Source organism: Novosphingobium sp. NDB2Meth1, assembly GCF_900117425.1.
Taxonomy (GTDB): domain Bacteria; phylum Pseudomonadota; class Alphaproteobacteria; order Sphingomonadales; family Sphingomonadaceae; genus Novosphingobium.
The window spans coordinates 535,929-555,885 of sequence record NZ_FPEH01000032.1 but is presented as its reverse complement, the minus strand read 5'-3'; the positions used below and the strand labels follow the sequence as shown (position 1 = coordinate 555,885).

At 66.7% G+C, this 19,957-nt stretch carries 22 protein-coding genes; 5 read left to right on the top strand and 17 right to left on the bottom strand.

What is annotated here, in order from left to right; genetic code table 11:
• Positions 1 to 16 precede the first annotated feature (16 nt).
• Positions 17 to 994, top strand: a complete 978-nt coding sequence (locus tag NDB2M1_RS20860; protein WP_072384615.1) for an esterase-like activity of phytase family protein — start codon at positions 17 to 19, stop codon at positions 992 to 994.
• Positions 995 to 1,042: 48 nt separating this feature from the next.
• Here the strand turns inward: NDB2M1_RS20860 and rpmB are convergent, their stop codons facing one another.
• Positions 1,043 to 1,327: a 50S ribosomal protein L28 gene (rpmB, locus tag NDB2M1_RS20855; RefSeq protein WP_054121497.1), complete on the bottom strand. Its 285-nt coding sequence runs from the start codon at positions 1,325 to 1,327 to the stop codon at positions 1,043 to 1,045.
• Positions 1,328 to 1,451: 124 nt separating this feature from the next.
• On the opposite strand from rpmB, the gene tadA reads away from it, so the two are divergent.
• Positions 1,452 to 1,907, top strand: a complete 456-nt coding sequence (gene tadA, locus NDB2M1_RS20850; protein ID WP_072384614.1) for a tRNA adenosine(34) deaminase TadA — start codon at positions 1,452 to 1,454, stop codon at positions 1,905 to 1,907.
• Positions 1,908 to 1,911: 4 nt separating this feature from the next.
• Here tadA and NDB2M1_RS20845 read toward each other — a convergent pair whose 3' ends face one another.
• The 6 genes from NDB2M1_RS20845 to NDB2M1_RS20820 all read right to left on the bottom strand — a co-directional run bounded on the left by NDB2M1_RS20845 (position 1,912) and on the right by NDB2M1_RS20820 (position 6,382).
• Positions 1,912 to 2,298 carry a VOC family protein gene (locus NDB2M1_RS20845; RefSeq protein ID WP_072384613.1) on the bottom strand — a complete coding sequence of 129 codons (387 nt, stop codon included), beginning with the start codon at positions 2,296 to 2,298 and terminating at the stop codon, positions 1,912 to 1,914.
• A 41-nt stretch (positions 2,299 to 2,339) separates the two neighbouring features.
• Positions 2,340 to 3,023 (bottom strand): ribonuclease T2, encoded by a 684-nt coding sequence (locus NDB2M1_RS20840; RefSeq protein ID WP_072384612.1) that lies wholly within the window; start codon positions 3,021 to 3,023, stop codon positions 2,340 to 2,342.
• Positions 3,023 to 3,451, bottom strand: a complete 429-nt coding sequence (locus NDB2M1_RS20835; protein ID WP_143146860.1) for a hypothetical protein — start codon at positions 3,449 to 3,451, stop codon at positions 3,023 to 3,025. The genes NDB2M1_RS20840 and NDB2M1_RS20835 overlap by 1 nt, the downstream gene beginning before the upstream one ends.
• Positions 3,452 to 3,517: 66 nt before the next feature.
• Complete coding sequence (gene nadC / locus NDB2M1_RS20830) at positions 3,518 to 4,381, bottom strand: carboxylating nicotinate-nucleotide diphosphorylase (RefSeq protein WP_054121439.1); 864 nt, start codon at positions 4,379 to 4,381, stop codon at positions 3,518 to 3,520.
• Positions 4,382 to 4,420: 39 nt separating this feature from the next.
• Positions 4,421 to 5,218, bottom strand: coding sequence for a LytR/AlgR family response regulator transcription factor (locus NDB2M1_RS20825; RefSeq protein WP_072384610.1), 798 nt, complete (start codon positions 5,216 to 5,218; stop codon positions 4,421 to 4,423).
• A 3-nt stretch (positions 5,219 to 5,221) separates the two neighbouring features.
• Positions 5,222 to 6,382: a sensor histidine kinase gene (locus NDB2M1_RS20820; RefSeq protein ID WP_072384723.1), complete on the bottom strand. Its 1,161-nt coding sequence runs from the start codon at positions 6,380 to 6,382 to the stop codon at positions 5,222 to 5,224.
• Between the two features lie 95 nt (positions 6,383 to 6,477).
• On the opposite strand from NDB2M1_RS20820, the gene NDB2M1_RS20815 reads away from it, so the two are divergent.
• The gene (locus NDB2M1_RS20815; protein WP_054121441.1) at positions 6,478 to 7,101 is read left to right on the top strand and encodes an HD domain-containing protein; all 624 of its coding nucleotides are present in this window, start codon (positions 6,478 to 6,480) and stop codon (positions 7,099 to 7,101) included.
• Here the strand turns inward: NDB2M1_RS20815 and NDB2M1_RS20810 are convergent.
• From NDB2M1_RS20810 to NDB2M1_RS20770, 9 genes are all read right to left on the bottom strand, one after another.
• Entirely contained in the window at positions 7,098 to 8,006 is a 909-nt protein-coding gene (locus tag NDB2M1_RS20810; protein ID WP_072384609.1) for a PDZ domain-containing protein, read from the bottom strand. The genes NDB2M1_RS20815 and NDB2M1_RS20810 overlap by 4 nt on opposite strands.
• Complete coding sequence (locus NDB2M1_RS20805; protein ID WP_072384608.1) at positions 8,006 to 8,794, bottom strand: DsbA family protein; 789 nt, start codon at positions 8,792 to 8,794, stop codon at positions 8,006 to 8,008. The genes NDB2M1_RS20810 and NDB2M1_RS20805 overlap by 1 nt, the downstream gene beginning before the upstream one ends.
• A 32-nt stretch (positions 8,795 to 8,826) precedes the next feature.
• Entirely contained in the window at positions 8,827 to 10,173 is a 1,347-nt protein-coding gene (locus NDB2M1_RS20800; RefSeq protein ID WP_231624949.1) for a M48 family metalloprotease, read from the bottom strand.
• A 36-nt stretch (positions 10,174 to 10,209) separates the two neighbouring features.
• Positions 10,210 to 11,187 carry an alpha/beta hydrolase gene (locus NDB2M1_RS20795; protein WP_072384607.1) on the bottom strand — a complete coding sequence of 326 codons (978 nt, stop codon included), beginning with the start codon at positions 11,185 to 11,187 and terminating at the stop codon, positions 10,210 to 10,212.
• Positions 11,188 to 11,230: 43 nt separating this feature from the next.
• Positions 11,231 to 12,622: a PAS domain-containing protein gene (locus NDB2M1_RS20790; RefSeq protein WP_143146858.1), complete on the bottom strand. Its 1,392-nt coding sequence runs from the start codon at positions 12,620 to 12,622 to the stop codon at positions 11,231 to 11,233.
• A gap of 104 nt (positions 12,623 to 12,726) precedes the next feature.
• A complete protein-coding gene (locus NDB2M1_RS20785; protein ID WP_253185980.1) occupies positions 12,727 to 13,611 on the bottom strand; it encodes an HpcH/HpaI aldolase/citrate lyase family protein in 885 nt (294 codons plus the stop codon).
• Positions 13,612 to 13,678: 67 nt separating this feature from the next.
• Positions 13,679 to 14,155 (bottom strand): DUF2141 domain-containing protein, encoded by a 477-nt coding sequence (locus NDB2M1_RS20780; RefSeq protein ID WP_231624942.1) that lies wholly within the window; start codon positions 14,153 to 14,155, stop codon positions 13,679 to 13,681.
• On the bottom strand, positions 14,152 to 14,862 hold the full coding sequence (locus tag NDB2M1_RS20775) for a sterol desaturase family protein (RefSeq protein ID WP_072384606.1): 711 nt from the start codon (positions 14,860 to 14,862) through the stop codon (positions 14,152 to 14,154). Before NDB2M1_RS20775 ends, NDB2M1_RS20780 begins: the two co-directional genes overlap by 4 nt.
• A 118-nt stretch (positions 14,863 to 14,980) precedes the next feature.
• Positions 14,981 to 16,501: a DEAD/DEAH box helicase gene (locus tag NDB2M1_RS20770; protein ID WP_072384719.1), complete on the bottom strand. Its 1,521-nt coding sequence runs from the start codon at positions 16,499 to 16,501 to the stop codon at positions 14,981 to 14,983.
• A 286-nt stretch (positions 16,502 to 16,787) separates the two neighbouring features.
• Here NDB2M1_RS20770 and NDB2M1_RS20765 point away from each other — a divergent pair, with 286 nt between their 5' ends.
• Complete coding sequence (locus tag NDB2M1_RS20765; RefSeq protein ID WP_054121503.1) at positions 16,788 to 18,113, top strand: M20/M25/M40 family metallo-hydrolase; 1,326 nt, start codon at positions 16,788 to 16,790, stop codon at positions 18,111 to 18,113.
• Positions 18,110 to 18,298: a DUF1289 domain-containing protein gene (locus tag NDB2M1_RS20760; protein WP_072384605.1), complete on the top strand. Its 189-nt coding sequence runs from the start codon at positions 18,110 to 18,112 to the stop codon at positions 18,296 to 18,298. The genes NDB2M1_RS20765 and NDB2M1_RS20760 overlap by 4 nt, the downstream gene beginning before the upstream one ends.
• Here the strand turns inward: NDB2M1_RS20760 and NDB2M1_RS20755 are convergent.
• Complete coding sequence (locus NDB2M1_RS20755; RefSeq protein WP_253185978.1) at positions 18,271 to 19,656, bottom strand: alginate export family protein; 1,386 nt, start codon at positions 19,654 to 19,656, stop codon at positions 18,271 to 18,273. The genes NDB2M1_RS20760 and NDB2M1_RS20755 overlap by 28 nt on opposite strands.
• Positions 19,657 to 19,957: the final 301 nt, after the last annotated feature.

Below are 19,957 nucleotides of genomic sequence, written 5' to 3'. Positions count from 1 at the left end.
GGCAAGCGCGCCGGCAATGCGCGCGCTTAAATTGGTCCTGCTGATCCTCGCGCTCGTGCCAGTGACCTGGCTGTCCGCGCTGAATCCCCCTCGCCCGCGTGATCCGGCGATCCAACTCGTGGATCTGATGCCCTCGCTGCAGGGTTCATTGCCGCAGATGGGTGCGCTGCGGCTTGCCGGCGCATGGCAAATCGTCGGGCAGCACCGCAGGCTCGGCACATTGTCCGGCCTTGCCCAGACGAGCAGCGGGTTCGTCGCCGTGGGAGACCGCGGCAACGTTCTATGGTTCACCCGGCCTGACCGGCCCGGACCCTGGCTTGCCCGATTCGACCGGCTGATCCGCCTCGATTGGCGCAAGCACCGCTTTCCGACCGATGCCGAGGCTGTTGCGGTCGACCCTGCCAGCGGTGATCTGACCGTCGCGTATGAAGATCTGCCGGGGCTTGAGGTCTATAGCCACGATCTGGTGCGGCGCCGGTCTATCCCCCTGCCGGTACTGGCCGAATGGCCGGACAACCAGGGGCCGGAGGCGATGGCGAGGTTGGCCGACGGGCGCACGCTGATCGTGGGCGAGACCTATTCCGGCTGGCTTGACCGCACGCGCCATCCCGGCCTGATCTTTCGCGCCGCGCCGCAGCCTTACGAAGAGCCTGCGCGGTTCGAACTGGTCATGCCGCCGGGTTACCGGCCCTGCGAGCTCGCACAGATGCCGGACGGGCGGCTGCTGGTGCTTGGACGGCATTTCGGGTTGACCGGCTTTCGCTCGGTGATCGCCGCATTCACGCCGCAACAATTGCGGCCGGGCGCGAAAGTTACCCCGCACGTGATCGCGCGGATCGATGATCCACGAATCCGCGACAACTATGAAGGCATGACCGTGACGCGCGAGGCCGATGGCAGCCATGTGGTCTGGCTGGTCTCGGACAGCAACGAAATGGTCTGGGCGCAGCGAACACTTCTGCTCAAGCTGCGAATCGGGCCGGAAGCCCGCTAGGCTCCGGCCCGTTCAGCGCAGGCAGCAGCGTGCCGCCCGGCAAGTCGATCAGGCAGCGACAGCCTTGACCAGCTCGCGCTTCACCTTGAGCGCGCGCGGGCTGAGCTTGGCGTCAGCCGCCTTGAGCAGCCAGTTGTCGAGACCGCCGTTGTGCTCCACCGAGCGCAGGCCATGGGTCGAGACGCGGAACTTGAAGCTGCGATCAAGCTTTTCCGACATGAGCGTGACGTTCTGCAGGTTGGGCAGGAACAGACGCTTGGTCTTGTTGTTGGCGTGGCTCACGTTGTGGCCGACCTGGCGGCCCTTACCGGTCAGTTCGCAGATACGCGACATGGCTGAAAACTCGCTTGAATTTGAACGATCATGGATCGGGAAGGGCGCGCTCTTGCCGATCCGGGGCGCAAAGTCAAGGATTCGCACGTTGCATGCGAGGCCCCAGCCGCGCTAGCCCCATGGCATGACCCGTTGGCCTCTTCCCGAACCCATGCGTAGGGCGCTGGAAACCGCGGCACGCGCTGCCGAGGCGGGTGAAGTGCCCATCGGGGCGGTGATCGTCAAGGACGGCGTGGTGATCGCCGCCGCCCACAATTCGCCGCGCGAGGATCATGATCCCACCGCCCACGCCGAAGTCATGGCGATTCGTGCGGCAGCCTCTGCGCTGGGGCATGAGCGGCTGACTGGTTGCGACTTGTGGGTCACTCTGGAGCCCTGCGCCATGTGTGCGGGTGCGATCGTCCACGCGCGGCTGGCGCGGGTCTACTACGCCGCGAGCGATCCCAAGGGAGGGGCAGTGGAGCATGGCGCGAAGGTGTTCGACGCGCCCGGCTGCCTGCACCGCCCCGAAGTCTATTCCGGCATTGGCGAGAGCGAGGCGGCAGAACTGCTGCGCGATTTTTTCAAGGCGCGGCGCTGAAGGCTCAATCGACCGGCGGGGTGCCCGGCGGATACCACGAGACTTCGACGCGCAGGCCATCGGGATCGGGCAGGAAAACGGCCACGGTGCCGCCCGGAAAGCGCTGCAGCCGCGCGACATGGCCTGCCGCCTCCATCTGCGCCGCCAAGGCTTCGACCATATCCACCGAGGGTGCAGTGAAGCCGAAGTGGTTGAGGCCCGCGCCATAGCGCTCATAGTCGCGAGTTTCGGGATGCGCCGCGCCGAACTGGATGTGGAGGCCGCCGTCGTTCGCCCAGATACTCGGCTTCTTCTGCACAAAGCCGAGTTTGGGCAGCAACAAGCCATAGAACGCAGCGCTGACCTCGGGATCGCGCGAGAGGATCGTAAGGTGATCGAGCCTTAGCGACATAGGAACCTCCTCACACTGATTCGGATATGCCGGTACTTCGGTTACCGGCCGCGCCAGATCTTGATCGGCGTGCTGTCGTCAGCACCGCGCTCTGTGCAGACAGCGGGCTTGAAGTCCTTCCCGTAGCAGATGTGGACTTCGTCCAGCCAGCCGCGCGGATTGGCCTTCACGCGGATCGCGCTGGCGGGAATGGCGCGGAAAGCAGTGCGCAGATCGCCCGCGGTGAGGCCCGGGCGGTGCGAGAGGCGGACCATGTCGGGGAAGCGCACGCTGCGCAGCAGGTCGGCGCTCGACCTGAAGTAACTGTCCGGCGTGGCCGTCATGCAAGCGCCATGCTTGGCCCACTCATGCGCGATGAGATCGGGCGAAGGTGTCATGCAGAGGTTGCGGCGTACCGTCTCGGCGGAGAGCGGGGTGGCGGGGCACCACTGCGGCCAGTTGCCCGGCGAAGACTCCGGCCAGAGTCCGTGAAGAATGAACCCGAAATGCCCCAGCTTGCCGCCGCACTGGAATGCAGCGCGGGGATCGCGCGCGCGGGTGCGGCAATACTCGGGCGACCAGCTGAGCGCGAGCGTATAGCCCGCGACAGGCAGGACGCGGCGCGGGCCATCAGGCGCGGGCAGGGCAGGAGCGGAGACTTGCGGCGGAATGCTGCATTGCGGAACCTCAGCCAGCGCCGATGCCGGGAGTGCAAGCCCCAGCGCTGCGAGCGCCAACTTGCGCATCAGTTGAACGCAGTCAGGTCGACTATCCCGTGCTGCCCCCGGCTCTTCAGCCATTCGGCAGCATCGCGGCGGAACAGGTACGCAATGGCGATGAGCTGCAGGACGAAGACCAGCGACACGATCAGAGAGTAGCCAAGGTTGGACTGCCCCTGCGCAATCAGCAGCGGTACGGTGCCGATCACGCCGAGCACGGTGATGACCACCAGCACCCACTTCGTGATATTGCTCGCGCGGCGGGCGATCAGGTACCAGAAGAGAAACGTCATGCCATAGCTCATAGCCAGAACGATCAGCATTCCGGCAGTGCCCAATGCCTCGCTGCGGTCTGGCCCGACCAGCCCGGCGAAATTGAGCATCTGAAGCACCACCGTGATTGCGGTTGCACCCAGATAGAATTGTTCGAAGCGGATGATCGATGGCGGCCTCAAAGCGGTGTCCCCCTTTTGCATCGGCGAGACTACCATGTGGCGGCCAGCGGGCAACCGGATCAGCGTTCAGATCGGCGTGAAGTCGAGCCCGATATCGGCAGCAGGCGCGCTCTGCGTCAGGCGGCCGACCGAGACGTAGTCCACGCCCGAGGCGGCGATTGCGCCGATGGTTTCCAGTCGAACACCGCCTGAGGCCTCGCAGGGCGCCCGGCCTGCAACCAGCGCGACGGCCTCGCGCAGCGTGTCCGGCCCCATGTTGTCGAGCAGCAGGCGGGTGGCGCCGGCCTGCAGCGCGGGTTCGATCTGGTCGATGTGGTCGACCTCGCAGATCACCTCGCGCACCCCGGCGGCCAGCGCACGGCGCACGGCTTCGGCCACACCCCCTGCGACAAGGACGTGGTTGTCCTTGATCATCGCCGCGTCCCACAGACCCATGCGGTGGTTCACCCCGCCGCCGGTGCGTACGGCGTACTTTTCCAGATGGCGCAGTCCGGGGATGGTCTTGCGGGTATCGAGCAGCTTTGCGCTGGTCTCGCCCATTGCATCGACATACTGGCGCGTGAGCGTGGCGACGCCCGAAAGGTGCTGCACGGTGTTGAGCGCGCTGCGTTCCGCTGTGAGCATCGCGCGGGCCGATCCGGTGAGGCGCATCAGTGCCGATCCGGGCTCAACGCGCGCGCCTTCTGCAACCAGCACTTCGATTTCCATCGTCGGATCGAGCGCACGGAAGAACGCGGCGGCAATCGGCAGCCCACAGACGGTGATCGCGTCGCGGCTATCCATCACCCCGGCAAAGCGCGCGTCCGCCGGGATCACGCTTTCGCTCGTCACGTCATGCCCGCCGCCGGGGAGGCCCTGCCCGAGATCCTCGGCAAGCGTGGCAGCAACAAAGGCCTCGAGATCGAAGCCGGGGATGGAGAAGTCGGTCATGGCAGCGGGACTAGCCATGGCCGGTCCCGCTGCCAACCATCAATGCACGAAGCGTGCTACCACATCGCGGTAGGAGCGGGAGACTTTCACTTCCGAGCCGCTGTCGAGCACGAGGAAGCATTCGCCATTGGTGTGCGGCTTGACCTGTCGTACGCGGTCGAGGTTGACGATCTTCGAGCGGTGGACGCGCTGGAACACGCGCGGATCGAGGCGGCGTTCGAGGTCCTTCATCGTTTCGCGCAGGATCAAAGAATTGTCGCCGGTGTAGATGCACATGTAGTCGCCCGCCGCCTCGATCCGCTCGATGGTGTCGACATCGACGCGGAAGATCTGGCCGCGATCCTTGATGTTGATGAGCTTCTCGAACCGCCCGACGGCGGGCTCGCTATCCTCCGGAATGCCTTCCATCGCATCGGGCGCGACCTCGGCGAGCACGGTTTTCAGCTTCTCGGCCTCTTCCAGCCCGCGCTTTTCGGCAAGACGGGTGCGCGCGCGGTCAAGCGCGTCGGCGAGGCGGGCGGGCTCGACGGGCTTGAGGAGATAGTCGACCGCATTGGCCTCGAAGGCGCGGATCGCATGCTCGGAATAGGCGGTAACGAAGACGAACAGCGGCGGATCGATCTCGATCACCCCGCTGACCACGCTGAACCCGTCAAACCCCGGCATCTGGATATCGCAGAACACGAGATCGGGCTTCTCGGTCTTGATCTTGCGGATCGCCTCGCGCCCGTTGGAGCAGGTGTCGATCACCTCGACATCGGGGAAGGCCTCGAGCCTTAGCTGAAGGCCCTGAATGGCGAGCTTCTCATCATCGACGAGGATCGTGCGAATGGTCATGCGCTACCTTTGCTGAGAGGCGAGTTGCGGGGCAGCCTGTCGACTGGAGGGCGCTTCCTCGCGCGCTTCGAAGGGTAGCTCGATCACCACCATGAAGCCTCCACCCGGCCGCTCGCCGATTTCGAACCGCTGGTTCTCGCCATAGGCCTGCGCGAGCCGGTCCCGGATATTGGCGAGGCCGACGCGCGTGGAGTCCGAGGGAGAACTGGTCACGCCGAACAATGTCGAAGGGTCGGTGCCCGGTTGCAACCCCGGGCCGGTGTCGGACACGGTGACCCGCAGCACCGGGCCGACGAGTTGCGCCGCTATGGTGATCGTTGCCCCTTCCTCGAGCGGGCTGACGGCGTACTTGATCGCGTTTTCCACCAAAGGCTGCAGCAGCAGCGACGGCATCAGCGCTGGCGATGCCTCCTCGTCGATGCGGAATTCGGTAGCGAGCCGCTCCTCGAAGCGCATCCGCTCGATGTCGAGGTAGAGCTTTAGCGTCTCCACTTCCTGCGCCACGGTGACGCGCCCGGTGGGTTCGTTGATCAGCGTATAGCGCAGGAACGAGGAGAGGCGGCTGAGCATCGCATTGGCAGGTTCGGTCTGCTTGAGCAGCACCAGTGTGGAGATCGAGTTCAGCGTGTTGAACAGGAAGTGCGGATTGAGCTGGTAGCGCAGCATGGCGAGCTGCGCCGATGTCGCTTGCGCTTCGAGCCGCATGAGCTGGTCGTTCTGTTCTTCGACCTGCACATAGAAATTGATCGCGTAGTAAAGTGCCGACCACGCGCCGAGCAGCGTGAGATCGAGGTAGAACACGCCGAGAAACAGCTGCGCGAAGCCGGAATTGCCTTCGGTCCGGTAGAGGCTGATCACCCATGAATCGATGAAGGCATAGAGGCCGACGGCGATGGCGAGGACGACGGCGGTGATCCCCCAGGTGATCAGCGGGGTGCGGTTGATCAGCGCGCGGTAGATCACCGAGAGGATGAGGCTGATCGAGAAGCCGGTGATCGTGGCGATCAGCACGATGATCAGGAATGACCAGGGCTGCCCGTTGGCGATGCTGGAGAGCGCGCGCAGCAGCATCGCGCCGCCCCAGCCGAGCATCTGCAGACGCCAGAAGGCGCGGTTCTTGTTGCCGAAGAACGGCGTGGGGCGCAGCGGCAGCTTCATTGCCATGGGGGCTGTGTACCCCACAGTTTCGCGCAGCGCCACAGGCGGGCTTTTCGAGGTGGTGCAAAGGGGATAGTCTGCCCGGCAAAAGGGAGAGAACCATGGATCATCACGGCGATTCCGCAGAGCGCGCGCAGTTCCATTCGATGGAGGAAGGCACGCAGGAAGACTGGGCGATCATCGCGCGCGACTATGTCGGCTTTGCTGCCGGCCTGCCGGACCGCGTGCTTGCGCACCTGAAGCTGCTCGACGGCGATTTCGGGGGCTTCCCGATCGACCGCCTGACCCACAGCCTGCAGACCGCCACCCGCGCGCACCGCGATGGCCGCCCAGAGAGCTATGTCGTGATGGCGCTGCTCCATGACATCGGCGACACGCTCGGCTCCTATAACCATCCCGAAGTCGCCGCCGCGATCCTCCAGCCGTTCGTGAGCGAGGAAGAGCTGTGGATCTGCCGCAACCACGGCGCGTTCCAGGGGTATTACTACTTCCACTACCTCGGCATCGACCGCAATGTGCGCGAGAAGCATCGCGGCAATCCGTACTTCGATGCCTGCGCGGAATTCTGCGCGAAGTATGATCAGGCCGCGTTCGACCCGGACTACGACACGCTGCCGCTGGAATTCTTCGAGCCGATGGTGCGCCGCGTGATGGCCCGGCCGCGCAACGAAACGGCGATCACCGCGATGGAAACGACCGCCGCGAAGACCGAGGTTCCGGCCTAAGGCTCGCGCCGGAAGCGGAGCGCCCAGTTCGTATCGGGCTGGGCGCGCATCACTGCGATTTCGGCGGCCATTTCCTTCATGCGGGTGCTCGCCTTGCCGTGGCTGGCGCCGGGGATCACCAGCAGGCCGCGCGGCTGGATCAGGCGGATCATGCGCAGAGCTGCTTCTGGCGGATAACCGGCATTGGCCATGATCCACACCGAAAGCCGGTCCGCCTCGCGCTCGGTGCGGCGGACGGCATTGGTGCTGCGCTTGCCCGGGCCGAGCAGCGTCTCGTGATCGAGCGCAGCGTGGGCCAGTTCGTGTGCGAGCACCGCCGCGATCATTGCCTCGTCGCCGCCCAGCTGATCGAGCGCCTCGCGGCCGATACGGACCTGGCTGCGCGTGGCGCCGGCATTGTTCTTCCCGTCGTCGAGGATGAAGCGCACCGCGCAAGAGGGTGCGGCCATGACGGTCACAACCCGTCCGCCGCCAAGCATCAGCGAGACCTTGCCAGCGCGCGCCGCAGCCTGTTCAAGCCGTGTTTGCAGCGCCCAGACGCGGTCCCAGCTGCCCTTGCGCGGTGCGGGTCCGACTGGCACGCCATCGACGGCGGTCACCACTGCGTTTACTGCGAGGCCCGCCGCTTCCGCCGGACTGCCTGCCGCAACGGCCGCGACCGCGATATCGCCGGAGAGGCCGTAAGCAGCGCGCGCCAATTCAGGATCGGCGAATGTCTGGGCGTCGCCGAGCAGCAGGCCAATCCCCGGTGCGGCCCGCGCGCAGAAACCCGCATTGGCGTGGCTCAGTCGCCAGCCGATCGTCTGGACCTGCGCATCGTCCTGCTGGAGATCGTCGACCGGCTGCGCGGACGCCGGGGTCCCCAGTGCCAGTGCGGCCACAGCAAACGCCAGCCGCGCCAACATCAGCCTTTGCGGGCTGCGTTGACCGCCGCCTGCAGCGCTTCTCGCCCGACCGCCCCGCTGAGCAGCTTGCCGCCCACGCTCCACGCCGGAGTGCCGTTGATGCCGAGCTGGCGCGCGAAGCCGATATTGCGCTCCAGTTCCTGCTTCACGCTGGGCTGCTGGGTGAAGGCCGTGGCGGAAGCAGCATCGACCCCCGCTGCATTCGCGGCGGCAGCGATGCTGGTGCTGTTTGGTCGTTCGCCAGAGAACATGGCCTTGTGGAAGGCGGCGTACTTGCCCTGTGCGGCGGCGGCGAGGCCCATGCGGGCGGCGGGCTCGCTCTCGGGCCCGATGATCGGAAGCTCGCGGATCACCACGCGCAGGTCCGGATTGTCCTTCACCAGCGCTTCGACATCGGCGACGCTGCTGCGGCAATAAGTACAGGAAAAGTCGGTGAATTCTACCAGCGTTACCTTGCCTCGCGGGTTGCCCAGAATGGCGCCGGGGAAGGGCGTCTCAAGGGCGCCGCGCAAGGGGGCCAGCCGCGCTTCGGTCTCGCGCGCCTGCAGCTTGTCCATCGCTTCCGGCAGGATTTCGGGATGTTCGAGGATGTAGCTGCGCACCAGTGCCTCGATCGCGCCGCGTTTGCGCGCGTCAATTCCCGCTTCGGCGAGCTGGCCGTCGAGCTTGGCGTCAGCGGCGGCGGCTTGCTGTTCCTCGCTGGCACGGCCATGCATGGCCCACCAGCCCCCGGCAGCACCGGCTGCGCCGACCACCAGCGCCAGAGCAAGAAACGGACTGAAACGCATGCCTTGAACTCCTGACGGGCCGCCTGCTGCGCCTACCGCGACTTGCGCGTCCGCTCAATCATCGCGCGCGCCGACATTGCGATGTCTTGCGCACGCAGCCAATCGGGCGAGCCCTTTGGCAGCGCGGCTTCGGCCGCCTCGGCGCTGCGCAGCGCTTCAGGCAGCTGCAACTGGCCGAGCTGCTGTTCCGCACTGGCGAGCCGTGCGCGCGGAATATCACCCTGCGCTTCGTAGACGACGCCGAGTTGATACCACGCGAAGGGATTGTCGCGGTCGCGCCCCACGGCGGTCTTCAGCACGCGCTCGGCCTCGGGAAAATTTGCCTTGTTCTCGGTCGCCAGCAGCGCATGGCCGAGCGTGGTGGCGATGAGCGGGGCGTTGCGGGTGAGTTCGGTCGCGCGGCGTAGCGGGGCGATGGCATCGGCCGGCTTGCCCGATTCGAGCAGGACCTGCCCCTTGAGTTCAAGCGCATAGGGATCGTTCGGATCGAGCTTGAGCAGCGCGTCGGTCTCGGCCAGCGCTTTGTCCATGAGCGCTTCCTTGTGGTAGGCATAGGCGCGCGCGAGGTGTGCGGGCGCGTCCTGCATCCAATCGGGATAGGCGGCAAGCGTGGCGGAAGGCTCGGCGAGATAGCCGACAAGCTTGGCCTTCACCCGCAGGAACCGCGCCTGCAGCGCCGCATCGCCCGGCTTGTTCCACGACGGGTCCTGCGAGAACGAATCCTGCAGCGTGGTGAGGCGATCCGCGGTCAGCGGGTGGGTGGAATAGAACTCGGCGTCCGCATTGCGCTTGAAGCCATAGCGGAACTCGAGGTTCTGCAGCTTCTTGAAGAAGTCGATCGAGCCCTTGCCCGAGATGCCCGCCTTCGACAGGAAGCCGACGCTGGCGGCATCCGCCGAGGATTCCTGCGCGCGGCTGAAGGCGAGGTACTTGCCGAGCGCGGCCTGCTGCCCGGCCATCAGAATGCCGATACCCGCATCGCCCGAACCCGCCGCTGCCGCTGCGGCGCCCAGCAGCAGGCTGAGCAGCGTGATCCCGGTGGCGGGCTTGCCGCCCTCGTCACCGCGGATCACGTGTCCGCCGGTGATATGGCCCAGTTCGTGCGCGAACACGCCCTGGACTTCCTGCGCGTTGTCCGCCGCGCTGATCAGGCCGGAGTGGATGTAAACCGCCTGCCCGCCCGCCACGAAGGCGTTGATCGAAGGGTCGTTGAGCAGCACCAGATCGATCGCGCGCGGGTTGAACCCGGCGGCTGCGACGATCGGCGCGGCCATGTCCTGAAAGAAGGCTTCAGTCTCCGCATCGCGCAAGACCGATTGCGCTGAGGCTGGCGTGGGCGCGAGGAACAGCGCGATGCCGGCTGCGACGGCTTGTCCGATGCGGCGAGGTAAGGATCGGGTCACGGTGGCCGGAGCTTATCTGCCGCTCGCCTGAACCGCCGGTGAAGCGGTCACCTTGGCGAGGAACGGCAGCACGGCATCGAAGGCCCGCGAATCGCGCGAGAAGGGCCGTGCGAACATCATGATGAGGCCTTCATGCGTCACGCCGTCCAGCAGCACGGCGCGGGTCGGCGCTCCAGCGCGGGTCATCGTGCGGGCAAGCTCGACTGAATTGCGCGGTCGCACGCGGGTATCGGCGATGCCGTGGACGAGCAGCAGCGGCGGCCCACCGGCGCGGGCGTGGACCACCGGCTGGGTCTCCTCGGGATTCGGCGCCTTGCCGAAGCTCAGCCGGGTCGCCTCGCTCTCGAACGGGTAGAAATCATAGGGGCCTGCCAGACCGACCACCCCGCGCAAGGCGTTGGCGGAAAGGCCCTGCGCCGCCAGCCAGCGCTGGTCGAGCCCGAGCATGACGGCGTTGTAGGCGCCGGCGGAATGGCCCATCAGCACCACGCGCTGCGGATCGCCGCCGAGCTTTCCGGCATGATCGGCCACCCACCGCAGCGCCGCAGCGCCGTCCTCCAGCATCCCCGGATACTGCGCCTTGGGATAGAGCCGGTAGCCCGCCAGCACCACGGCATAGCCCTGCGGCGCGAGCGCCCGGGCGATGAAGCGGTAGTCATGCGGATCGCCCGAACGCCAGCCGCCGCCGTGGATGAACACCACGATGGGCAGTGGCCACATCGCGGTCTCGGCATCGGCGGGGGGAAACATCTCCAGCTTCTGCGCCGGATCGCTGCCATAGCGCACGGCTGCCACTTCGCGGATCGCGCCGTCGCCGCCGTGCAGCAACCGGTCGGCGCCATCGAGCATGGCCACCGCCTCGGTCGCAAGTGCCTGCTGATAGAGGAAAAAACCGCCCACGCCGAGCAGCGCCAGCACAGCCAGGGTCCATGTCAGCCAGCGGCGGCGCGGTTTGCGGGTCGTGCCGTGAAGGATCGAAGCGTCAGCCATGGTGCATGGCTAGACGGTTTTGCAGTGGCGGGGAAGCGGCCCTTCAGCCCAGCAGACGGCGCGCCGCACGTTCCAGCATCGGCTGGTCGTCGGCGATCTCGCCCAGCAGCACGGCGGGGCCGCTGGCGAGGCGGCGCACCATGACGAGTGCAAATTCCGCGCCTTCCGGCTCCAGCGCATAGAGCGGCTTGTGATCGAGCGCGCGCAACCCCTCGATCAACGGCGCGCGCGGCTTCGGCGCGGTCTTGCCGGTCTCCTCGCGGCGCAGCTTGCGTTCCAGCGCGACGACGCCCTTCAGCCCGCCGGGGGCCGATGCGAGGTAGGCCCCGAGTTCGCCAATGCCCAGCGCCAGGCGCTGCGCGTGGGTCAACGCGGTGGTGTATTCGGCAATGCGCGTCTTGTCGTAGTCCGCGCCGAACACCAGCTTGACGAGCGGTGTCAACGGCGCGCGGGCCTGCATGGTCAGGCCGGCGTCCGAAAGCATCTCGGCATAGTCCTCGGGCGCATCCTCGGCAGCAAGCGCGAAATCCCAAGCCCGGCCAATGGCAGCATAGAGCGCGCCGCGGGTGCGGTCCTCGCTGGCATGGGCGATGTGCGCCAGGTCGCGAGCGGAAGCGAGCCAGTCGGCAAGGCAGGCAGGGACAGGGTCTTCGAGCCCGTAAGCATCTCCGGGCAGAGCGGCCTCTTCCGGGATGATCTCGGCCCCGATTTCGGCAAGATCGAGCGGGTGGCTGTCTGCATCGGGGCCATCCGCCCAGCCGCCCAGCGGTACGGCGGACGCACGGCGCGGGGCCAGCGTCGCGCTGCTCGGGCGCTGGTCGAGCGCCTGGTCGACTTCGAGCAGCAGGGCATCGGTGGTCTGCTGGTCGGCCAGTTCCTTCCAGTTGATGACCCCGTAGAGGTAGTCGATCGTCTCGTTGTCGGTCGAGAACGGCAGCAGGATGCCGCGGTAGAGGATCGTCTTGCCGCGCTGGTTGACGAATTCGGCCTCGAATCCGATCGGTGCCTGATTGGCGATGATCTGCAGGTAGTGGTCGGTGATGCGCGAGAGCAGCGAGCGGCCGGGAATGTCGCTCAGGCGGCGAAGCGGGCTGCCGGCTTCGCATTCATCGGCGAGCACCTGACCAAGGAACGGGATGGCCGGGTCCTCGATGCCATTGTCGAAGTGCAGCAGCACCGAATGGTCGGCAAAATCGGGCATCTGCCCGTCAAGCAGCGTCTGCACCGGCGGAAACTGGCCCTGATCGAGCAGGCTCGCCCAGAAATTGTAGGCGCGCACCTGCATGCGGCGCTCGTCCTGCCCGATGGGCGGCGGCGGCGGCGCGACAGCACCCCGCTCGTCGATTGATTCCTCGTAACCGGTATAGTCGGCGGCATAGTCGAGGGGCTCCTGCCCCTCCCGACCTTCCGTGGAAATGCCGCGATACGTATCCATGAACCAGTCCCCGTGGTCGTGCGATGGGACCGGTCATGGCGCAACATGGTAAAGATGTGTTTAAGTTGCGCCGCGTCTCTGCGCGCAATCGTTCGATAAGGGAGTCAGCGTGCGGCGATGGCCGCCGCCTTGGCCAGCAGCTTCACCGCCATGTCGCGGTGGAGCAGCTCTGCCATCTTGCCGCCGACCTTGAGCGCGCCCTTGCCCGCGTTCGCCGGGTCGGCAAACGCCGCCACGATGGCTCGTGCCTCGGCGACTTCCGTCTCGCCCGGCGCGAAGACGCGATTGGCGGTTTCGACTTGCGAGGGATGGATCAGCGTCTTGCCATCGAACCCCAGTTCGCGCGCCTGCGTACATTCCGCTTCGAGCCGCGCAGGATCGTCGATCGCGTTGCAGACACCGTCGAGCAGGACGAGGCCATATGCCCGCGCCGCCATCAGCGCCTGCACCATCACCGGCACGAATCCGGTGCGGCCCGGCATTTGCGCCATGCCCGTTTCCTTGGCGAGATCGTTGAGCCCCAGCACGAAGCCCGCCAGTCGCGAAATCCGCGCCGACTGCGCAATCCGCTCCAGCGCAAGCACGGCCTGCGGCGTCTCGATCATCACCCATAGCTGCACGGCAGGATCATAGCCTGCGCCGTCCATCGCGACCGACAGCGCGACGACGTCGGCGGCATCATCCACCTTCGGCGCCAGCACGGCGTGGAGCGGTGTCTGGGCGAGCGCCGCCAGATCGGCCTTGCCCCAAGGCGAACCCAGCGGATTGATCCGCGCGATCATCTGCCGGTGTCCGAAGCCGCCTGCGGTCAGTTCCTCGACCAGCGCGGCGCGGGCCTCGTCCTTCATCTCGGGCGCGACAGCATCTTCGAGATCGAGCGCGACGGCATCGCACGGCAGCGCGCGTGCCTTGTCGACAGCGCGGCGGTTGCTCGCCGGCATGTAGAGCAGCGAGCGCAGCGGCTGCGCTCCGGTCAGGGCATCAGGCACACACTTCTCCGACAAAGCATGAGGCTTTCAGCCCATTCCCGATGCCGCGCCGCCGCGCAAGCAAATGTTACAGGATATAGCGAACCTTGATTGCGGTCTTCAGCTGCGCCGGACCGACCTGGAACGACGCCGCGCCGAATCGGGGTGGGCCGAATTGCAGCGGCGCATCGCGCGAGAAGCCGAAACCTTCGCGCGGGAGCATCATCATCTTGTCCATCCGGCCATTGCCATTCTCGTCATGGAACAGCGCAATGGCATAGCGGCCCTGCGGCACGTCCCGGAACTCTACGGTCTCTCCGTTCGCCGCCGGTACGGTGAGGTGCCGCGCGTGCGGGTCCTTCTGGCAATCGGGGAAGGTTTTGGGATTGGCGGTCATGCAGGCCATGATCTGCCCGCGATTCGAACGCAGCCCGTCGATCTCGACGAGGATCGAGCTTGCTTCGGACGCATTCGCTGCGCCCAGAATCTGCGGCAACGGCATAGCCGCCATCGCAGCCGGTGCAGCGATCACCGCCACGCCAAGCGGAAGTCCCTTGCGCATCATGGCGCGGACAGACCCTTGTCGGTCCCGCAGACGTGATCCCAGAACCGGAAATAAAGGCCGTAATTGCATCGATAGAGCTCGTGATGACGATGGTGATGACTCGCTGTTATCACCCATTGCCCTACAGTTGAGTGAACAAGTGCCTTGGGAAACATTTCCCAACCCATATGATTTGTGACTCCCATCACGGTCATCACCATCAATACGAGCCCCAGCACGCCGGCGTGGATCGGCACCAAGAAGACCAGCGCGGGAATGAACAGGCCGACAATCGCGGCCTCCACGGGATGGAAATTCATCGCTGCCCAAGCTGTAGGCGGGCGGCTGGCATGGTGGATCGCATGCACCGCGCGGAACACGCGGGGGCGGTGCATCAGCCGGTGCGTCCAGTAGAACCACGTATCGTGGAGCGCGAGGTAGACCAACAGCGAGAGCGGCAACCACCACAGCGGCCAGGCGTTCACATCGGTGTAGACCCGCGTCCAGCCATGGTGCTGCCAGCCCCAGGCGATGATGCCCGCCGGCACACCATAGATCGCGGCGGAAGCGAGGCTCCAGGCGATCTCGCTGCGCATCTGGCGGTCAAGGCCATCGTAATGGCCGGGGCGCACCAGCTTGGTCAGCCAAGCGAAGAGCCCGCTTACCGCGAGATAGCGCGCGGCGACGATCACCGTCATGATCGCTGCGGTCAGCCACAGCTCGCTCATGCGGGGATCGCTCCGGTAGCGTGGGGAGAGGAAGTCAGGAACACGGCGCTCTCTATGCCAAGGCGGTGCGCCAGTGGACAGACGGCCGTTGGGTCAGTCCACAGGCGCCGCACGCCGGTCAGACGACGCGGCGGACCTTGGTGCGGTGCTGGCCCATGCCCCCGTTGCCGCCGGGACCGCGTCCCGGTCCCTGCGGACGAAACGGCTTCTTCTGGCCTTCGCGCCGCTCGCCCTGCGGTGCTTCGGTGCGCTCGGCGCGGACGGGATTGCCGACCGGGCCGCGATCATTGTTCGCGCGAGCAGGATTGGCGTCGCGCGGGCGGCCATCACGGCCCTGCGCGCGGCCACCCGGCGAACGGTCGTCGCGACGACGCTCCCCACGCGGCGCACCGCGATCGCCGAAGCGCCCGCGCTGATCGCGCTCGTCGCGCCGTGCGTGGCGCTCGGCTTCGTCGGGCTTGCGGCTGACGGCGGGAAGCTTCGCGGCTTCGGCCTGGAAGCCCTCGGGCAGCGGCAGCGGGGTGAGCTTCACCTGCGTGAGCTTCTCGATATCGCGCAGGTAGGGCTTCTCGTCCGGCGCGCAGAAGCTGATCGCCTCGCCATCCGCGCCCGCACGCGCGGTGCGGCCGATGCGGTGGACGTACTGCTCCGCCACGTTGGGCAGCTCGAAGTTGAACACGTGGCTCACCCCGCTCACGTCGATCCCGCGCGCGGCGATGTCGGTGGCGACGAGGATCGGGCACGAGCCCTGCCGGAACGCATCCAGCGCGGCGGTGCGTTGCGCCTGGCTCTTGTTGCCATGGATCGCGCGGGCGCTGATCGAGGCAGCGGAGAGGTGACGCACCACGCGGTCCGCGCCGTGCTTGGTGCGGGTGAACACCAGCGCGCGGTCGAGCGTCTTGTCCGCCAGCAGCGCGCGGATGCGCAGCGTGAGGAGCGCCTGCTTTTCGGCCTGGTTGACGAAGGTGACATACTGCTCGACACGCTCGGCGGTCGTCGCCTGCGGGGTCACTTCGACGCGTACTGGGTTGTTGATGAATTGCTTGCCGAGATCGGCAATCGCCTTGGGCATCGTCGCCGAGAAGAACAGGCTCTGGCGCTGCTTGGGCAAGAGGTTGGCCACGCGCTTGAGCGCATGGATGAAGCCGAGGTCCATCATCTGGTCGGCTTCGTCGAGCACGAAGATCTCGACCCGGCCCAGCGTGAGCGCGCGCTGGTCGATCAGGTCGAGCAGGCGGCCCGGCGTGGCGACGAGGATGTCGCAGCCCGGCACGAGGCGGCGGGCCTGCTTGCCCACCGGCACGCCGCCGAACACGCAATCGACCGTCAGGCGCAGGTTCTTGGCATAGGCGGCGATGTTCTCGGCGATCTGCGCGGCGAGTTCACGCGTCGGCGAAAGCACCAGCATGCGGCACGAGGCGGGCTTGCGCGGCTGCGGATTGGCGGCGAGGCGGTGGAGCGAAGGCAGCGCGAAGGCTGCGGTCTTGCCTGTGCCGGTCTGCGCGATGCCAAGAAGGTCGCGCCCCTCAAGCAGCGCGGGGATGGACTGGCGCTGGATCGGCGTCGGGTCGGTGTAGCCCTTGCTGGCAAGCGCGTGGAGGATCGGCTCGGCAAGGCCGAGATCGCTGAAATAAGACATGGGAATCCAATCGTTGAATGGCGCGCGCGGCTTCATGCGGCGCGCAGGCAAAGGGTCGTCCATGCGACCCATGCGTGAAGGGGAAGCCAAGCGAAGCAGCTGTTCGACCGGGGCGGGTTCACGCCCTGAACGGCGCAACCTCACGCTAGCCCGGGCCTGCGGCGGAACGTCCGCTCGCCAGTCCTGCTGAAAGTGCGCCTATATGCAATTGCGCGTGAAAGCAAGGAAATTACGCGAAGTGCCAGCGGGCTTCCCAAGCAAGGGGCTGTGGTTCTATCACCTCCCGATGCAAAACCGCCTCGCCTCTGCGTTCCTCGCCGCCTCGCTTCTGCTTCCTGCCAGCGCACTTGCCGCGCCCGCGCTCACCACGCCGGAAAAGCGCATGGTCGCGGCGGTCGAAGCGAACGAACCTCGCGATCTCGCCTTGCTCGAAAAGCTGGTGAACCAGAACTCTGGCTCGCGCAATCTCGCCGGGGTCAAGGCTGTGGCAGACATGCTGCGTCCCGAATTCGAGGCGCTGGGCTTCACGGTGAAGTGGCTGCCGATGGAGCAGACGGGCCGCGCGGGGCACCTTGTCGCCACGCATAGCGGTAAGCCGGGCACAAAACGCCTTCTGCTGATCGGTCACCTCGATACGGTGTTCGAAGCGGATTCGCCGTTCCAGAAGTTCACCCGCAATGGCGCATTTGCCACCGGCCCCGGTGTTGCCGACGACAAGGGCGGCGTGGTCGCCATGCTCGCCGCATTGCGGGCAATGGCAGCGGCCGGCACGCTCAGGAACGCCAACGTGGTTGCGTACCTGACGGGCGACGAGGAAGACGCCGGCGACCCGCAGTCCGCCGCCCGCGCCGACCTTATCGCCGAAGGCAAGAAGGCAGACATCGCGCTCGATTTCGAGGGCCTCGCCCGCGATGTGGGGCCGGACGGCAAGCTGATCGACATGGGCTCGATCGCCCGCCGCTCGGCATATAGCTGGACGATCGAGGTCACCGCGAAGTCCGGCCATTCGAGCGGCGTGTTCGGCGCCGATGGCGATGGCGCGATCTACGCCTTGTCGCGCATGCTGGCGGCGATCCGCGCCGAAGTGCCCGAACCCAATCTGACGCTCAACGTTGGCATGATCGCGGGCGGGGCCGAAGCCGCGCTGGCCGCCGACCAGGCGCACGCCAGCGCGACCGGCAAGACCAACATCATCCCGGCCAAGGCCATCGCGCGCGGCGACTTGCGCACGCTTTCGCCCGAACAGAACACCCGCGCGCAGGAAAAGATGGCGGCCATCGTCGCGCGCGCTTTCCCCGGTGCTACGGCCAGGATCACGTTCGAGGACGGTTACCCGCCGATGGCGCCGACCGATGCCAACCGCGCGCTGCTGGCCCGGCTCAACGACGTGAACGCCGCGCTCGGCCTGCCCGCGATGCCGCCGCTCGATCCGCTCAAGCGCGGCGCGGGCGATATCAGCTTCGTCGCCGCCGATGTGCCCGGCCTCGTCGGCCTGGGCCCGGCCAGCAGGGGCGACCACACGCCCAACGAGACGGTGGACCTCTCCAGCCTCAATCTGCAGGCCAAGCGCGCCGCACTGCTGATGAGCCGTCTGGCCGCCGAGAAGCGATGAGCGGCGAGCCGGTCAGCCCCTGCACTGGCACTTGTACGCTCGATCCGCTTCCCCGCCTGTGCCGCGGGTGCGCGCGCACGATCGAGGAGATCATGGCCTGGCCCACCGCCAAAGCAGCCGAGAAGCACGCGATCCTTGCTCGCCTCGCCGAGCGTGGTCAAAGCGTCAGTGTCAGGTCGAAGTAGCCGTAGATACTGTCGCCGCTGGTCGGCGCATTGGGCGCATTGCGCAGGAAGCCCTGCTTGAACAGCACCGCGCCGCCGGTCTCTGCCTGCAGCACCTCGGGCACCAGCCAGTGCCGCAGCCGCGCTTCGGCCTGATGTCCGGCAAAGCGTCCCGATGCGCCCCTCGCATCGCGCACGCCTGTGGTCGCAAAGCTGTCACGCGGGTTCTCCAGCCACATCGCGCGGTACGAGACCATCACATCGGTGCGCTTGTCCGGCACCGCTTCCAGTCGCACACCCGGTGAGATGATGTTGGTCCGCTGCAAGGCGCCATAAAGCGCGGTCGGCCCGAAATCGAAGCGGCGGGCGCCGTAGAGCGTGTCGAAGCGCCCGTAGTGCCCGGCCCTGCCGCCATCCCCGCTCGCCGTATCGAACAGCGCCGCCACACGCGGCTTCCATCCGCCTTTCAGGGTGTAGCCGGCCTCGGCGTGGAGGAACCAGGCGGAGACATCGAGGTCGGTCACATCGGCCGCGCCTGCGCTGCGCCGCGCCGTGCCGAACTGCCAGGCGCCCTCGACGTCGTGGTCCCATTTGCCCGTCGCCGGCCGCGCGAAGGCCCGCGCGCCCAAAGTCCACAACCGGCGGTTGCGCGTCGGCCGGTTGTCGCCGTCCTGCTCGGCCAGCCGGTAGCCATAGGTCTCCAGCACGCCGCCGAGCACATGCGGCAGAGTGGCATGCACGCCGAAGAACTGCACCCGCGTTGTCTCGAGATCGAACTTGACCGCGTTGTCCCTGAGGCTCGGTAAATCGTCGGGCCTGCGGATCTGCGGCATTGTCCAGAACGCCTGCAGCCGCGTGCCGCCGTGCGTTGTCCATTCGAGGTCAGCGCCGGTGAAGCCGTTGGTGGTCTGGCGAAACCGGTTGCGGGCAACCAGACGGCGCGAGCCGATGTCCATGGTCTGGCGGCCTAAAGTCAGCAGGCCTTTCCCGCCCTTTGCGCCCTTGCGCCAATCCCCCAACTCGATCTTCGCAAAGGCCTGCACGAGCTCTACGGTGTTGACGTCCGATGTCGTAATGCTGGAATTCGGCCCCTCGCCATAGGCGCGCGCATCCCAAAGTTCGCCGCCGAAGCGAACCGGGCCAGCATCGTATTCCACCGCCACCGTTGTGCGGAGCGAGAACATCGCGTCCGCTGAGGCAGGGCTCGGGCGGAACTGCCCGTCGATCCCCTCGACCCGCGCGCGGACAGTAGCGCTGATCGCAAGATCGTCCGGCGCGCCCAAGGCCTCCGCAAGCGGCCCCTGTTTCGCCATCGCGGGCGTGGAGAATGCCAGCCCGGCGCAGGCCGCGCTCAGGGCAAGGGTCGCTCTTCTGGTCAAAGTCGTTTCCACCGTTCAGGGCGCACCGCCTCCCGCAGCCGGGTCGGATCATTGGTGCTATGCATTGTTGAATACAGCAATTACGCGGGCGGTCCAGTGATGACGCGCGTGAAGCGCCTTGCAGAGTGGTCCGTTGCGGACTAGTGCCCGCGCCGTCACTTGGGGAGTAGCCGCTGCGCGTCCTTGCGCAGTCCCCTGCCGGACTTCTCTGGCGCGTCAACATGCTTGGCCGAGAGGCCATGGCGCAGGCGGCAGCGAAGGACCTTCGAGGTTGCAGCTGCCGGGCGAGACCAATGGCACC

Bases quoted from the DNA above. Each gene is read 5' to 3' on its own strand.
- NDB2M1_RS20860 (WP_072384615.1), top strand. From the start codon at position 17: ATGCGCGCGCTTAAATTGGTCCTGCTGATCCTCGCGCTCGTGCCAGTG.
- rpmB (WP_054121497.1), bottom strand. From the start codon at position 1,327: ATGTCGCGTATCTGCGAACTGACCGGTAAGGGCCGCCAGGTCGGCCAC.
- tadA (WP_072384614.1), top strand. From the start codon at position 1,452: ATGACCCGTTGGCCTCTTCCCGAACCCATGCGTAGGGCGCTGGAAACC.
- NDB2M1_RS20845 (WP_072384613.1), bottom strand. From the start codon at position 2,298: ATGTCGCTAAGGCTCGATCACCTTACGATCCTCTCGCGCGATCCCGAG.
- NDB2M1_RS20840 (WP_072384612.1), bottom strand. From the start codon at position 3,023: ATGCGCAAGTTGGCGCTCGCAGCGCTGGGGCTTGCACTCCCGGCATCG.
- nadC (WP_054121439.1), bottom strand. From the start codon at position 4,381: ATGACCGACTTCTCCATCCCCGGCTTCGATCTCGAGGCCTTTGTTGCT.
- NDB2M1_RS20825 (WP_072384610.1), bottom strand. From the start codon at position 5,218: ATGACCATTCGCACGATCCTCGTCGATGATGAGAAGCTCGCCATTCAG.
- NDB2M1_RS20820 (WP_072384723.1), bottom strand. From the start codon at position 6,382: ATGGCAATGAAGCTGCCGCTGCGCCCCACGCCGTTCTTCGGCAACAAG.
- NDB2M1_RS20815 (WP_054121441.1), top strand. From the start codon at position 6,478: ATGGATCATCACGGCGATTCCGCAGAGCGCGCGCAGTTCCATTCGATG.
- NDB2M1_RS20810 (WP_072384609.1), bottom strand. From the start codon at position 8,006: ATGTTGGCGCGGCTGGCGTTTGCTGTGGCCGCACTGGCACTGGGGACC.
- NDB2M1_RS20805 (WP_072384608.1), bottom strand. From the start codon at position 8,794: ATGCGTTTCAGTCCGTTTCTTGCTCTGGCGCTGGTGGTCGGCGCAGCC.
- NDB2M1_RS20795 (WP_072384607.1), bottom strand. From the start codon at position 11,187: ATGGCTGACGCTTCGATCCTTCACGGCACGACCCGCAAACCGCGCCGC.
- NDB2M1_RS20790 (WP_143146858.1), bottom strand. From the start codon at position 12,622: ATGGATACGTATCGCGGCATTTCCACGGAAGGTCGGGAGGGGCAGGAG.
- NDB2M1_RS20780 (WP_231624942.1), bottom strand. From the start codon at position 14,155: ATGATGCGCAAGGGACTTCCGCTTGGCGTGGCGGTGATCGCTGCACCG.
- NDB2M1_RS20775 (WP_072384606.1), bottom strand. From the start codon at position 14,862: ATGAGCGAGCTGTGGCTGACCGCAGCGATCATGACGGTGATCGTCGCC.
- NDB2M1_RS20770 (WP_072384719.1), bottom strand. From the start codon at position 16,501: ATGTCTTATTTCAGCGATCTCGGCCTTGCCGAGCCGATCCTCCACGCG.
- NDB2M1_RS20765 (WP_054121503.1), top strand. From the start codon at position 16,788: ATGCAAAACCGCCTCGCCTCTGCGTTCCTCGCCGCCTCGCTTCTGCTT.
- NDB2M1_RS20760 (WP_072384605.1), top strand. From the start codon at position 18,110: ATGAGCGGCGAGCCGGTCAGCCCCTGCACTGGCACTTGTACGCTCGAT.